This window comes from Prevotella corporis DSM 18810 = JCM 8529 (assembly GCF_000430525.1).
Classification (GTDB): Bacteria; Bacteroidota; Bacteroidia; order Bacteroidales; family Bacteroidaceae; genus Prevotella; species Prevotella corporis.
This window is the reverse complement of record NZ_AUME01000010.1, coordinates 1-14,234: the sequence shown is the minus strand read 5'-3', so window position 1 is coordinate 14,234 and position 14,234 is coordinate 1. Positions and strand designations below refer to the sequence as shown.

The window sequence follows — 14,234 nt, the reverse complement described above, 5'->3', positions numbered from 1 at the left end:
TAAAATTACTAATGACAAATATTCAGAATAAATACTTCTATTTCTTTATTTTATTCCAAATCCAAAGTAAAAGTATTGATCCAACTAGAGCCGTACCCAAGGAGCCCCAAAAGCCGCCTCCCCAATCAATACCAAACCAGGATAATACATTACCGCCTATGAAACCTCCTACCAAACCGATGAGGCAATTCCACAAACATCCATCCTTACTTTTTGACACAAAAAATCCTGCTAACCAACCCGCAAGAAGTCCAACAATTAATGATCCAATTAAACTCATATTTTCTTATATTTAGATGAAACTATTTACTCTTTAAATAATAATTCATAACTGATTGAAAACCATTCAAGAATGACCTTACATCCATTCTCTTTTTCCCTGACATTTGAACGAGTTTCAATTCTAATAGATAATCTTGTGTATTTACGAACAATCTATTTTTCTCTAAATGAAAAGTTCCAGGCAAGCCAGTATTCATTTTATCTGTTTTTACTGTCTCGAAAATTTTCATTACTGGCATTTGGTTCAATGGAATGCTTCCTTCGGTTCTACCTTCAGTAATTTGTTCCATGATAGACCACGCACCAGGGTAAGGGGACAGACCTCTAATGAAATTATAAATGTTTTCTGATTTCTGATTCCAAACGATTTCACAGGTCTCCTTAAATATTTTCGGTGCTTGCCTCAGTTCCTTGTCCTCTGCAACCTGTTCCCTACTAATGCTTTTGAGAATTGGAAAAAATCCATCTTTATCGGTATTAGACTTGACATTGTCAAGGATTATACCTACCGTTTCAATGGCTATTTCTGCTCCTAATTTCATCAAACCACCATAAACATATTCAACATCAGCTGTTTCAGGAATAGGAAACTTTTTTTGAAGAATAATACGTCCTGTATCTATGTCTTTATCAAGGAAAAATGTAGTAACCCCCGTTTCTGATTCACCATTTATAACAGCCCAATTAATCGGAGCAGCCCCTCTAAATTGAGGTAACAAGGCAGCGTGAACATTAAAGGTCCCAAAACGGGGCAAATCCCACACAACCTCAGGTAACATCCTAAAAGCAACAACGATCTGAATATCAGGTTTATAACTCTTGAGTTCTTCAATAAATCCAGCGTCTTTCATCTTTATGGGCTGAAGAACTGGTAGCCCTACAGAAAGAGCATATTCCTTAACAGCAGAGGGTTGAAAAGTGTCATGGTGCCTCCCTACTGGCTTATCCGGTTGAGTTACAACAGCCACAACTTTATATCCCTGTTCTACCAAGGATTTCAAAGATTCTACTGCAAACTCAGGAGTACCCATAAATACTATTCTCAAATCTTTTTTATCCATAATCATTATTGGCGAAGCATTTAACGAACTTCTATCAAATTATTCTGCACTGTAATCAGCTACAACCTGTCGATACATATTGAACAAACGAGTCCTCGAAATATAGCCTACAAGCCTGGAGTCCAAATCAACTACCGGCAGATTCTGAGCATCTGTGCTTTCAAATACTTTCATTATCTGTTCCATGGGATCATTGACATTCAACAATGCAGCGGGTTGCGTCATCAATTGACTGACTGAAAAGCGCTTGTACAGTTCGGTTCTAAATATTATATGTCTTATTTTGGTAATATCTACTTCCCCCAACAACGTCCCGTTATCATTGACCACCGGCAAATAACTATTCCGACTGGCACTAATGGCATGAATTAATTTGCCCATTTGCATGTTGGGATCAACAGATGTATAGTCCTTATCTATTATGCTGTCAACGCTCATCATGGTTAGAACCGACTTATCGGTGTTATGCGTCAAAAGTTTTCCTTGACGTGCCAGGCGCACGGCATAAATACTATGATGTTCAAAGATATTAATCGTTAAATAGGAACTAATAGTCACTATAATGAGAGGAATGAATAAGTTGTAACCGCCTGTAAGCTCAGCTATAAGGAATATTCCTGTTAAAGGCGCATGCATCACTGCCGCCATAACTCCAGCCATACCATACAACGTAAAGTTTTTTTCAGGAATATATACCCCTATCTGATTCATATTCCAGATTCTTGCAAAGAAAAATCCACCAAATCCACCGATAAAAAGCGACGGGGCAAAGGTTCCTCCACATCCTCCTGCGCCATTTGTAGCACTAGTAGCAAATACCTTCGTGAGCATAACCAGACCAACGTAAAGTACAAGGTATTTGCTTTCTCCTGCAAACATCGATGTGCCTAAAACCTGATTCCAATCCGCTTCAGTTTTTCCCTCAATAAATATTCCCAAACTACTATAACCTTCTCCATATAATGCGGGGAACAAGAAAATTAAAGAAGATAACACAACGCCTCCTACCAACAATCTGGCAAATCGACGTTTGGCAAGTTTGGCATATCTATCTTCACACCATGACATAACGCGCATGAAATAAAGTGAGAGAAAGCCACAACCTATTCCAAGCAAAATGGTAGCTGGCACTCGATTTAGACTCCAAAGATAATCTATCTTGAAATCATACATAGCAGAGCTTCCCGTAAAAAAATAAGAGAAACAGGTTGCTGTCACAGATGATATCAAAATGGGTAAAAGCGAAGCCATTGTCAAATCTACCATCAACACTTCGAGAGTAAAAACAAGTCCTGCAATCGGTGCCTTGAAAATACCAGAGACTGCAGCCGTAGCACCACATCCAACCAGCAACATCAACGTCCGCTTATCCATGTTGAAAATGCGGCCCAGATTACTACCGATTGCTGAACCTGTCAAGACAATTGGGGCCTCTGCCCCGACCGATCCACCGAAACCAATTGTAATAGCAGAGGCAACTATCGATGTCCACGTGTTATGCGCTTTTAATTTAGAACGTTTTGAGGCGATGGCATATAAAACACGGGTTATACCATGTGAAATATTATCACGCACCACGTATTTCACAAAGAGACTTGTCAGCCAAATACCAATCACTGGATAAAGAAGGTACAACCAGTTGATAGTTGTAACTCTAAAGCCTGACGTTATGAGAGATTCGATCTCACCAATGATGATATGAAGAATATAAGCTGCTACCGACGCAAGAAAGCCCACAATGAACGCCAAAAGCAATACAAACTGACGGTCAGAAATATTTTCCTGACGCCAATGATCTATTTGGCCAATGAAATTTTGTGCGAGCATTAATTATTATCTATTCTTTTAATTAGGGAATACGGTAAATCCCTTTACTTGCGTAAAATACTAATCTCACCTGACATTCCAATCTTGATAATAGTGGATGGGAGATGTGGCTTATGTTCTTGACGACGAGTTTCACATACATAGTCAACAGCATTTAATATTTCCTCCGAAATATCACCATAATTTTGAGCAGCGGGTTCACCACTGATATTAGCTGAAGTGCTTACGATGGCTTTTTGAAAGCGAAAACACAATTCTTTTGAAAAAGGTTCTTTGGTAATCCTTATTCCTATAGAGCCATCCTCTCCTATGAGATTAGGAGCCAAATTCACAGCCCCGTCAAGAATCAGTGTTGTTGGCTTTACAGCTGCATCTATCAATTGCCAGGCTGCATCAGGCACATTTCGTACATACCTCTGCAGGCGCACATCTGAATCGACCAGACAAACCAAAGCTTTTGAGTCATCACGATGCTTAATCTTATAGACTTTAGCAACAGCTTCGGGATTAGTAGCATCACATCCAATTCCCCACACCGTATCTGTAGGATATAGAATCACTCCTCCACCCTTCATTACCTCAATAGCCTTTTGGATATCTTCCACTTGTTTCATATCAGAAAATCAGTTCTCTCACTTTTAATACTATACGTAGGGCAAAGATATTGTAAAAATATGATAACGCAAAAGAAATAAGATAAAAACATTAAGTAACATTCAATCTTTTCTTCTAAAAACCAATAGTGCCATAAAAAGATGTAAAACCTCATGCGTAATTACATCCTATTTGTGAGATTTGGCGTATTTTGTTCCGATGCTGAATAGCACCGAGCTCTTCTTGTTCTCGAATTCGTATTCAAGCGGTGGCAAACAGATTCTTGATACCGAACGAGCGACCGAACCATCTCCATGAAGTTATACGGCAAAACGGCAGAAGTAGGTGCATATCGTAACGCACTGATATTCAGTACAATATTAATTGGTATCTGAAAGGTAACCTTTTACTCTTCCATTCATGCTATATCGCATTGCAAAAAGTCAGCTTTCATAAAGCGAAAGTTGGACCTTAAAAATAGAATGATAAAATATTTAGAACACTATTGCCTAAAAAACAAATAGGCCAGTACTTATAGTACCAGCCTATCGCTCATATATATCAAACTTTTTATAGTTCCCATCCAATAGCTGATGCTCCCAATACAGCAGCAGCCGCATCGTCCAGAGAACTAATCAAAAACTTAGGTTTATCCCTGAAGATTTCAAATGCATGTTTTGCATAAGAAGTCTTGATGGGTTCCATCAGCAAATCACCGGCCTTTGTCAATCCCCCGAAGAAAATAAATGCTTCTGGTGACGAGAAATTTGCAAAGTCGGCACATGCAGCACCCAACATCTCACCTGTAAATTCATAAATGCTTTTAGCCATTTTATCACCCTTACCCGCAGCAATAGAAACATCTAAAGAAGTTATTTTATCCCGATTAATTTCTCGTAATTCAGAAGGCTCATCAGAATTGAGAAGAAACTCACGGGCCGTGCGGGCCACCCCTGTAGCTGAGCAATATGCTTCTAAACATCCTGTACGTCCGCATCCACACATACGTCCGTCGTTTCCACGAACCATCGTCACGTGCCCCAATTCACCAGCAAAGCCATCGGAGCCGTAAACAACTTGCCCATTGATGACAATTCCTGATCCGACACCTGTACCCAATGTAATCATGATGAAATTTTTCATTCCTCTGGCAACCCCATACTGCATCTCACCAATAGCGGCAGCATTAGCATCATTTGTCAAGCCAACAGGAATGCCCAATTTTTCAGAAAACATTTCAGCCAAAGGTACTACACAGTCGTGTCCCCATGACAAATTGGGTGCATTCTCTATTGTACCTCTATAAAAGTTACCATTCGGTGCTCCAATGCCCATTGCCTTTATCTGACCAATTCCGCCAACTTTAGCGACAATAGGCTTTATCGCCTCATAACCAGCTTCGACGAAATCTTCTACAGTTTTATAACTTTGGGTTTTAATAGAATTAGTTGCAAGCACTTGCCCTCGCTGATCAACAATTCCAAAAACTGAGTTTGTCCCTCCTAAATCCAATCCGATCACGAATGGTTTCTGTTCCTGTACATCCATTTACTATAAAGTTTTAGTTTAATTTGTAATGGCAAAGTTATGAAAAAAGTGGAATACATCAAACTTTTGTAGAGTATATTTGCGTATTCCGTATTATTTTTGCAATTTTGCACTCTAGTTATGAACATGCCGTTTCCAATCCAGATAGATATACTCGATTTCATTTTCAAGGGTATATTAATAGGTATCATTGCCTCTGCGCCAATGGGCCCCGTAGGTATCTTGTGTGTCCAGCGTACTTTGAACAAAGGTCGTTGGTTCGGTTTTATAACAGGTGTAGGAGCAGCCATCAGTGATTTCATCTATGCATTAATTGTAGGATTAGGCATGAGCTTCATCATGGAGCCGCTACAAAATCCGGAGTATCAATTCATTCTACAGATTACGGGAAGTGTCATTCTCCTTCTTTTCGGAATCTACTGCTTCATTTCGAATCCTACTAAGAAAATTCACAAGAGTGGAAATGCCAAAGGAACCCTTTTACATAATGGACTTACGGCATTCTTAGTCACATTCTCAAACCCACTTATCATTTTTCTTCTGATGGCAACATATGCGCAGTTCGCATTTGTACAACCTTCACGTCCTTTTGAGATGGTAATAGGTTTTGCCTGTATCCCCATTGGAGCCCTGATATGGTGGTATGGACTCACATGGCTGATAAATAAAATCAGAGGTATTTTTGACGTTAACGGCATATCGATAATTAACAAGGTTATCGGTTCTATAGTGGTTCTTTTTTCACTGATTATTCTTATTGGAACTATATTTAATCTATATCATTTGCCCTCATACTATTAAAAAATTGGTGACTTTTTCTAAAACATGTTTATAGCTAAGGAATTAAGAAAGAAAAATATAGCAGAATACTTGCTTTATATGTGGCAAATAGAGGATATCATTCGTGCTTACGGATGTTCTCTTAATAGAATATATCAAGAGTATATTGAAAAATTCCAATATACAGAGGAGCAAAAGCAAGAAGAAAAGGATTGGTTCGGCGATCTGGTCAGAATGATGAATCAGGAAGGATGCCGCGAAGGCGGACATTTGCAAATCAATAAGATTCTAATGCAAGATCTGACAGAACTGCATACACAGTTGTTAGCATCTTCAAAATACCCTTTCTATTCAGCCGAATATTATCGCGTTTTGCCATTTATAGTTGAACTTCGTGCTAAAGCCAAGCAGGTTGCTGACCGCATGGCCAGGAAAAATGAAGAAAATCTCAAGGAAATAGCTGCCAATTTAAGCCATAGCGAAATAGAGACCTGTTTCGACCTACTCTATGGAGTGATGATTCTGCGCCTACAAGGAAAAGAAATAACACAGGAGACATCAAAGGCTGTAAACGAAATCACTACATTGATCGGAATGCTATCCGACTACTATTTAAAAGATAAAAAAGAAGGACTCATCCTGAATGATGATTGAATATTCCAAGCCCAATTATTAGCTTTTAGAAAATAACAATAAATAAAAAATAAGATTATGAATATTTTAGTCACAGGTGCTAATGGGATGTTGGGAAATGCAATTCAAAACGTTGCCAAGAACAGTAAAGACAACTATATCTTTACTGATATTTGTGATGGATACCAAAAGCTCGACATTACCAATATCGAAGATGTACGAGAAGCTATCAGGGTAAATAATATTCAATGCATAATCAACTGTGCAGCATGGACGAATGTGGATAAGGCAGAGTCTGCTGGCGAAATAGTTGAGATTTTGAATGCAATCGCTCCTGAGAATTTGGCCATAGCCATGAAAGAAGTTAATGGTCTCTTGGTTCACGTGAGCACTGACTATGTGTTCGGTGGCGACCCCTACAATACCCCGTGCAAGGAGGAACAAAAAGGAACCCCAACTGGAGTTTATGGACTAACAAAACTTCATGGAGAGCAAAAAATCCAAGCATCAGGGGCAAAGTATATCATTGTGCGTACAGCTTGGTTATATGGCGAGTACGGACACAATTTTGTCAAGACGATGATAAATCTTACAGGAACAAAGCCTGAATTAAAAGTTGTTTTCGACCAATGCGGTACGCCAACTTATGCTGTGGATTTGGCCAATGCCATCTTCGACATAGTTGAAAACAGGAAATATGAAGGCAATACCGGTATCTACCATTTCTCCAACGAGGGAGTGTGCAGCTGGTACGACTTTGCAATAAAAATAGCAGAATTGGCCAACAACAAGAATTGCAACATTCAGCCATGTCATAGTGAGGAATTTCCCTCACCAGTAAAACGCCCTGCTTATTCTGTTTTCGACAAAACAAAAATCAAGGAAACTTTTGGAGTAAAAGTTCCATATTGGGTTGACAGCCTAAAAGTATGTATGGCCAACCTATTGAACAACAAATAAAAACTTATGAACGAAATAGAACGTAGAAGAACCTTTGCCATCATTTCACACCCAGACGCAGGAAAGACAACCTTAACAGAGAAATTTCTGCTTTTTGGTGGACAAATTCAAGTGGCAGGTGCAGTAAAAAGCAATAAGATTCAAAAGACAGCCACTTCTGACTGGATGGATATTGAGAAGCAACGTGGAATCTCAGTATCAACATCTGTTATGGAGTTTGACTATGAAGGCTACAAGGTAAACATTCTCGACACTCCTGGACACCAGGACTTCGCAGAAGACACCTATCGCACATTGACAGCTGTTGACTCTGCCATCATTGTAGTCGATTCGGCTAAAGGTGTGGAAATGCAAACGCGCAAATTAATGGAGGTTTGTCGCATGCGCAATACTCCGGTTATCATATTCATCAACAAAATGGACCGCGAAGGTCGTGACCCATTTGATTTGCTCGATGAGTTGGAAGAGGAACTTCAAATTGGGGTACGTCCACTCTCATGGCCAATAGGACAAGGGCATCGCTTCAAAGGTGTATATAACATCTACGAACAAAAGCTCAATCTTTTCACGCCAAACAAGCAACGTGTCACCGAGACTGTTGAGGTGGACGTTGATTCTACAGAACTAGATAATAAGGTAGGGGCAGATTTTGCTGCTCAGTTGCGTAACGAGTTGGAACTTGTTAACGGTGTCTATCCGGAGTTTGATGTCAACACCTATCGTTCAGCAGAAGTTGCTCCAGTTTTCTTTGGTTCTGCCCTCAATAATTTCGGAGTCAAAGAACTTCTCAATTGCTTTGTAGAGATAGCACCTAGTCCAAAGCCGACCATGGCAGAAGAACGAATAGTTGAACCAAAAGAGCCAAAATTCACTGGCTTTATCTTTAAAATCACAGCTAACATCGATCCTAACCACCGTAGCTGCATCGCTTTCTGCAAAATATGTTCGGGCAAATTTCAACGAAACCAGCCATACCTTCACGTCCGAAATGGCAAGACGGTACGTTTCTCATCCCCTACCCAATTCATGGCTCAAAGAAAGAGTACGATTGATGAAGCCTATCCTGGAGATATTGTGGGCTTACCTGACAACGGAGGTATCTTTAAGATTGGTGATACACTAACAGAGGGTGAAAAAATACATTTCCGTGGATTACCAAGTTTCTCCCCAGAACTTTTCAAATACATTGAGAACGACGATCCAATGAAAGCAAAGCAATTCATGAAAGGCTTGGAGCAGTTGATGAACGAAGGTGTAGCACAGCTGTTTGTCAACCAATTCAACAATAGGAAGATTGTTGGAACAGTCGGACAACTTCAATTTGAGGTCATCCAATATCGATTGGAACATGAATACAATGCCAAATGTCGCTGGGAGCCCGTCCATCTTCACAAAGCCTGTTGGATTGAAGCTGAAAGCGAAGAAGAGCTTGAAAATTTCAAAAAGCGAAAGTATCAGTACATGGCAAAAGACATTGAGGACAGGGATGTGTTCCTTGCAGATTCTGGCTATGTACTTTCAATGGCGCAACAAGACTTCAAGAAAATCAAATTCCACTTTACATCAGAGTTTTAACTGGTAAAGTGGGAGTATTGACTTTCTTGCAAAAGGTCAATCTTGTTTTTCTGGAACACAGCACCAACGCGATACTTTCATCATCACACTGATGCCTGGAATCTCCGACAGCAAATAATACTTCTTGCTGGACCTCACCAAACGCCCACGCATGCCTTTCAGCGGTCCAAATTTAACATACACCGGATCGCCAGCTTTCATTTTAGCCTCATCCGTTGATATAAATTTCTTAATGGCTATCTCCGGATTGCACATCAAGCGAAATTCATACATTTGGTCGTGGGGTATCAGGTAGAAAGAACGTGAATCGTCTGATTTAGTAAGTACAGATATTTTCTGATTGGAATTAAATACCATTGACTTGAAATCCTTATCGCTTATAGTCTGCTTGATGAAGATTAAGTTCCGAACAACAGGTTTCAACCTATGATGCAACTTTCCCTTAGCATCCTCCTCATCCACGTATTGCATGGGAATAAAACTCTCCAAGCCATTTTCCTTGAAATAATTTTCAACCTCTTCGAGTTTAGTAGAAAAGAGTCTGACGGCATACCATGGTTTGCCATCATCTACAATTTCATCAACATATCTTTTTTGCATCTGTTTCATAATACTAAACTTAAATCTGTTGCTCGAAGATTCACATTCCTAATATGTATTAGTAGGCCGAATGTAGCCAATTATTTAGCATATCCTTACCTAAAGGAGTCAAAACGCTTTCAGGATGGAACTGAATCCCGTGCACATTCAAGGTCTTATGGCGAAGAGCCATGATCAAGCCCTCCGAATTCTCGGCAGTTATTTCCAGGTCTGATGGAAAAGTTTTCTTCGACACCACAAAACTATGGTATCTTCCTACTTTAAAATCGTCACCCAAATTTGCAAATATCGAATCGGCAGCTTTACAGCGAATAGTGTCTGATATGCCATGGAAAACATTGCTCAACCTTTCCAACTTCCCACCGAAGACCTCAGCTATTGCCTGATGCCCAAGACAGACACCCAAAATTGCCTTTTCACTCGCATAAGTTCTAACAACATCCAGTAAAAGGCCCGCCTCGGAAGGAATCCCTGGACCTGGGCTCAATATGATTCGGTCATAGCCCTTTAATTCTGAAATTTCAAACTGATTGTTTTTCAAAACATCTACTTCAACATCTAATTCTCGCACAAGATGAACGAGATTAAAGGTGAAAGAATCATAGTTATCAATAATAACGCATTTCACAGCACACAAATATTATTTGCAACAATCGGTTTAACGAACTTTATTGATATAGGCTTCTAATCTTTCAATATTCTTTAATGCCGGAGCATCCTCAACTTGCTCATTTAAGTTCACTCCTAAGAATCGCGGATGGTGAAAAGTCTTCAACAATGCCATGTCATCAAGCGTAATGTCACCACCTATGAGAAAAGGAGTCGCACCGTCATAGCTGTCAAGTAATTTCCAATCAGTTCTCTGCTCAGCACCAGCAGTTACGGAAGCGTGAACATCGAAAAGAAAATAATCAGCAACACCTTCAAATTCCTTGTACTTCAAAATATCGGCTGATGAAGATACCGCAAGTTTTTTCATAATCTTAATCCCCGGATGAATATCAGGATCAAGTGTACGACGCAAATTATCTATCATAACAGGACTCTCCGAGCCGTTTAACTGAACAATATCCAAATTAAAATTCACGACCCTGGTCACGATGTTTTGTGGCATGTCATCTTTAAAAATCCCACACACCTGTACTCGCTTGTCACTCTTGAGTGCTTCGTTGGTTTCTTGCTTCCCGCGAGCTGAATCCATACTACCATAGTCAGGAATAATTCCCGCTCGAGAAGAAACTTGTCGCACAAATCGTTCACTGCTGGGAATAAACACGAGTCCCAACCAGTCAATGCCCAATTTTGCAACGTCGTGAATATTCTGGGCCTCACGCATGCCACAAACCTTTATTATCATTGTTAAGATGGTTCTATTATTTTTCTAATTCCGAAATCAGATTCCTCAAAAAAACACCTGGATTCTCCTGACGCATAAGAAATTCACCAATCACAAATCCTTGGTAACCTTCTTCTTTCAACAAGTTGATTTTTGAAAGGGAATTGATTCCGCCTTCACTTATTTTCAATATATTGTCAGGCAAATGTCTTGCCAATTCCAAGGAGACATTGATATCGACCTCAAAAGTCCTCAAATCCCGATTGTTCACAGCGCAAACATCTGGTTGCAAGTCGAGATAATACAGTTTATCAACAGAATGTATCTCAAGCACCACCTCCAAACCAAGCTGATGTGCAAGAGACTGCAGAGAATGGCATTGTTCGATACTCAGAAGCAAAGAGTTCAACACAACAGCCGAAGCCCCTACCCGCCTGGCTTGAAACAGTTGATATTCATCTATGATAAAGTTATTATAAACTATTGGAATGGTCACTCCTGTAGCCTTGGCCTCCTGAACATATTCATCATAGCCACCAAAGCAAGGTTTATCTGTCGGAATACTAATAGCAACAGCTCCTCCCCTCTGAAACTCGTATGGAATCTTACTGGCCTTTGCCCCCTGATTAATCCATTGGCGCAAAGGAGTCTTCCGTTTGAACTCCGCAATAACTCCTGTATTTGACTTTTCCAAGGCCAGTTGTAGCGATGGTTGTTCTATCTTGTCAAGCTTGCCATATTCCATCATGCCGTAGAGTTGCTTCAAGGGAATATACTGTTTCCATTGCTCCACTTCCTCACGCTTATATGTCAGGATTTCTTCCAGAATATCATTCATGTCACAAAGTTAATGAAAAAGAAACATTTTACTAAATTTTTAGAACGCTATTTAAAAGAAAAATTAAACAAGGACGAAAAACACCAAACCCAACTCAAGGAAAAAGTCCCTGTATGGATTGCCAATAAACAGAAAAAGAGAAAAACATCACACTATTATATAATAATCTACAACATGGTTACGTTCTATTTATAATTGTAACACTCAAACATTTAGCCTATGATGGAAATATTTACACAAGAAGAAATGAATCCGTCTGAAAAGACATTAAGTATCATTCGTCAAATAGCATACACATATCGTGCGATTAAAGTCAATAACAAACTTGAATCTTACTGCCTGAATTAAAATGAAAACACTCGTTTCCCCTTCACTGCTCTCAGCAGACTTCCTTCACTTGGATAAAGATATTGAAATGATCAATCAAAGTGAAGCCGATTTTATCCACATGGACATTATGGACGGGGTTTTTGTTCCCAACATCTCTTTTGGATTTCCCATCTTGAAAGCAGTAGGCAAAGCATGCAAAAAGCCAATGGATGTTCACTTCATGATTGTCCATCCAGAAGAATACATTCAGCAGACTGCCGATGCTGGAGCGGCAATCATGAGCGTTCATTACGAAACCTGTATTCACTTGCACCGTACCTTACAGCAAATTCGTCAAGCGGGCATGAAAGCTGGCGTGGTATTGAACCCCTCAAGCCCTGTCTGTCTTTTGGAAGACATTATCAATGATGTAGATTTGGTGTTGCTGATGAGTGTCAACCCTGGTTTTGGAGGACAGAAATTCATTGAGAATACCATTGGCAAAGTTAAACGCCTCAGAGAGCTAATCAACCAATCAGGCAAAGATGTCATCATAGAAGTAGATGGAGGTGTTCAGGCAGAAACGGCACCAAGACTGGTGGCTGCAGGCACCGATATGCTGGTCAGCGGTAGTTATGTCTTTAAAGCTGATGACCCCATTGCCACAATTCACGATTTGAAAGAATTGTGAGAAGCAAGTCTGAATAATTGATTAATATCTAAATTCACAATAGCTCTCCTCACAGGAGTTTGATTTGGGGCACTCCGCAAAAGCCGAAAAGGAAAACAAGTCGGAGAATAATTGATACACTATCAAAACAATCTCCGATCTGTTTTCGTTTTTTTCGCCCCTATACCAGCTGCAAGGTCAATTCATGTTCTCTCACCATCCTTCTTAGGTTCAGAATGGCATATCTCATACGTCCGAGACTTGTATTGATGCTAACACCCGTAGTCTCAGCTATTTCCTTGAATGACATTTCCTGATAAAAGCGCATGAAAACAACCTCACGCTGGGGAGCAGGAAGATGATTCATCAGCTTCTTAATGTCTGACAACGTTTGGGAGCTCACAAACTCATTTTCTATATTTCCAATCTGTACATCAGCCCCACCAATATTCGAAAGGTCGTTCTCCCTTGGTGCTTCAACTATCTTATCGGCTTTTTGGGCGCGATACCAGTCCATAATTACATTATGCGCTATACGCATGGTCCATGCTGCAAACTTACCTGTTGGCGAATACTTACCCTGCTGTAGGCGAGTGATTATTTTCACGAACGTCTCTTGAAAGACATCATTTGCTATGTCGCGGTCGCGCACAACAAATAAAATATATGAAAACAGTTTTGACTGATTGCGTGATAACAATAAATCAAAGGCTCTATTATCTCCTTCAATATAAGACAGGGCCAATTCCTCATCGGCCATCTTATTTAGATTCTTCATTCCTTAAATAGTTTATATTAAGTAATGTTGTTTCAATAGGCATTTCTGATTTATAAATTGATTTATTGTATTATCAGATGCAAATATAATTACTTTTATCATTTTAGACAAATTTTTAACAGAAAAATGTGAATGTATGGCTGGTTAAGCAATAGTCGTAGAGTCAACCAGCAAGTGCAAAATTACAAAACGTGTTTGAAGAACTCGCACTTAGGTGTAGAAAAGTTTAATTTTTCTCTCGGTCTTTCGTTCAATTTCTTTTGTATCGACATAATTCTCTTGTCTGTGTAATGTTCAAACGAATCCTTTTTCGGTATATATTGTCTGATTAGTTTATTTGTATTCTCAATCGCTCCCTTTTGCCAAGAACAATATGGATCAGCGAAGTATACGGGCACGCCTAAGAACTTGGTAATGTCCTTATGTGCTGCAAATTCAGGTCC

General features: G+C 39.7%; 16 protein-coding genes. 5 read left to right on the top strand and 11 right to left on the bottom strand.

Features of this window, described 5'->3' with window-relative positions:
* Window positions 1-37: 37 nt before the first annotated feature.
* From H515_RS0103205 to H515_RS0103185, 5 genes are all read right to left on the bottom strand, one after another.
* Window positions 38-280 (bottom strand): GlsB/YeaQ/YmgE family stress response membrane protein, encoded by a 243-nt coding sequence (locus tag H515_RS0103205; RefSeq protein WP_025875441.1) that lies wholly within the window; start codon window positions 278-280, stop codon window positions 38-40.
* A 22-nt stretch (window positions 281-302) separates the two neighbouring features.
* Window positions 303-1,343, bottom strand: a complete 1,041-nt coding sequence (gene fmt / locus H515_RS0103200) for a methionyl-tRNA formyltransferase (RefSeq protein WP_028901576.1) — start codon at window positions 1,341-1,343, stop codon at window positions 303-305.
* A 39-nt stretch (window positions 1,344-1,382) separates the two neighbouring features.
* Entirely contained in the window at window positions 1,383-3,170 is a 1,788-nt protein-coding gene (locus tag H515_RS0103195) for a chloride channel protein (RefSeq protein ID WP_025875439.1), read from the bottom strand.
* 44 nt (window positions 3,171-3,214) lie between these two features.
* Window positions 3,215-3,784, bottom strand: coding sequence for an L-threonylcarbamoyladenylate synthase (locus H515_RS0103190; protein ID WP_025875437.1), 570 nt, complete (start codon window positions 3,782-3,784; stop codon window positions 3,215-3,217).
* Between the two features lie 550 nt (window positions 3,785-4,334).
* Entirely contained in the window at window positions 4,335-5,312 is a 978-nt protein-coding gene (locus tag H515_RS0103185; protein ID WP_025875435.1) for an ROK family protein, read from the bottom strand.
* 120 nt (window positions 5,313-5,432) lie between these two features.
* Here H515_RS0103185 and H515_RS0103180 point away from each other — a divergent pair, with 120 nt between their 5' ends.
* Genes H515_RS0103180 through H515_RS0103165 form a run of 4 tightly spaced genes read left to right on the top strand, consistent with a single transcriptional unit; the run spans window position 5,433 to window position 9,260 of the window.
* Entirely contained in the window at window positions 5,433-6,113 is a 681-nt protein-coding gene (locus H515_RS0103180) for a LysE family translocator (RefSeq protein WP_028901575.1), read from the top strand.
* A 24-nt stretch (window positions 6,114-6,137) separates the two neighbouring features.
* Complete coding sequence (locus H515_RS0103175) at window positions 6,138-6,746, top strand: DUF4924 family protein (RefSeq protein WP_025875433.1); 609 nt, start codon at window positions 6,138-6,140, stop codon at window positions 6,744-6,746.
* Between the two features lie 57 nt (window positions 6,747-6,803).
* A complete protein-coding gene (rfbD, locus tag H515_RS0103170) occupies window positions 6,804-7,685 on the top strand; it encodes a dTDP-4-dehydrorhamnose reductase (protein WP_028901574.1) in 882 nt (293 codons plus the stop codon).
* Window positions 7,686-7,691: 6 nt separating this feature from the next.
* Window positions 7,692-9,260, top strand: a complete 1,569-nt coding sequence (locus H515_RS0103165; protein WP_025875431.1) for a peptide chain release factor 3 — start codon at window positions 7,692-7,694, stop codon at window positions 9,258-9,260.
* A gap of 36 nt (window positions 9,261-9,296) precedes the next feature.
* Here H515_RS0103165 and H515_RS0103160 read toward each other — a convergent pair whose 3' ends face one another.
* The 4 genes from H515_RS0103160 to H515_RS0103145 are packed head-to-tail and all read right to left on the bottom strand — an operon-like array spanning window position 9,297 to window position 12,034.
* Entirely contained in the window at window positions 9,297-9,869 is a 573-nt protein-coding gene (locus tag H515_RS0103160) for a UpxY family transcription antiterminator (RefSeq protein ID WP_025875429.1), read from the bottom strand.
* A 49-nt stretch (window positions 9,870-9,918) separates the two neighbouring features.
* Window positions 9,919-10,488: an anthranilate synthase component II gene (locus tag H515_RS0103155; protein WP_028901573.1), complete on the bottom strand. Its 570-nt coding sequence runs from the start codon at window positions 10,486-10,488 to the stop codon at window positions 9,919-9,921.
* A gap of 30 nt (window positions 10,489-10,518) precedes the next feature.
* Window positions 10,519-11,217 carry a phosphoribosylanthranilate isomerase gene (locus tag H515_RS0103150; protein WP_025875427.1) on the bottom strand — a complete coding sequence of 233 codons (699 nt, stop codon included), beginning with the start codon at window positions 11,215-11,217 and terminating at the stop codon, window positions 10,519-10,521.
* A gap of 16 nt (window positions 11,218-11,233) precedes the next feature.
* On the bottom strand, window positions 11,234-12,034 hold the full coding sequence (locus H515_RS0103145; protein ID WP_028901572.1) for an indole-3-glycerol phosphate synthase TrpC: 801 nt from the start codon (window positions 12,032-12,034) through the stop codon (window positions 11,234-11,236).
* 349 nt (window positions 12,035-12,383) lie between these two features.
* Here H515_RS0103145 and rpe point away from each other — a divergent pair, with 349 nt between their 5' ends.
* Complete coding sequence (gene rpe / locus H515_RS0103135) at window positions 12,384-13,034, top strand: ribulose-phosphate 3-epimerase (RefSeq protein ID WP_025875423.1); 651 nt, start codon at window positions 12,384-12,386, stop codon at window positions 13,032-13,034.
* A gap of 160 nt (window positions 13,035-13,194) precedes the next feature.
* Here rpe and H515_RS0103130 read toward each other — a convergent pair whose 3' ends face one another.
* Entirely contained in the window at window positions 13,195-13,791 is a 597-nt protein-coding gene (locus tag H515_RS0103130; RefSeq protein ID WP_025875421.1) for a sigma-70 family RNA polymerase sigma factor, read from the bottom strand.
* Between the two features lie 182 nt (window positions 13,792-13,973).
* A partial coding sequence (locus tag H515_RS0103125) for an IS30 family transposase (RefSeq protein ID WP_028901571.1) occupies window positions 13,974-14,234 on the bottom strand: 261 nt, incomplete at its 5' end.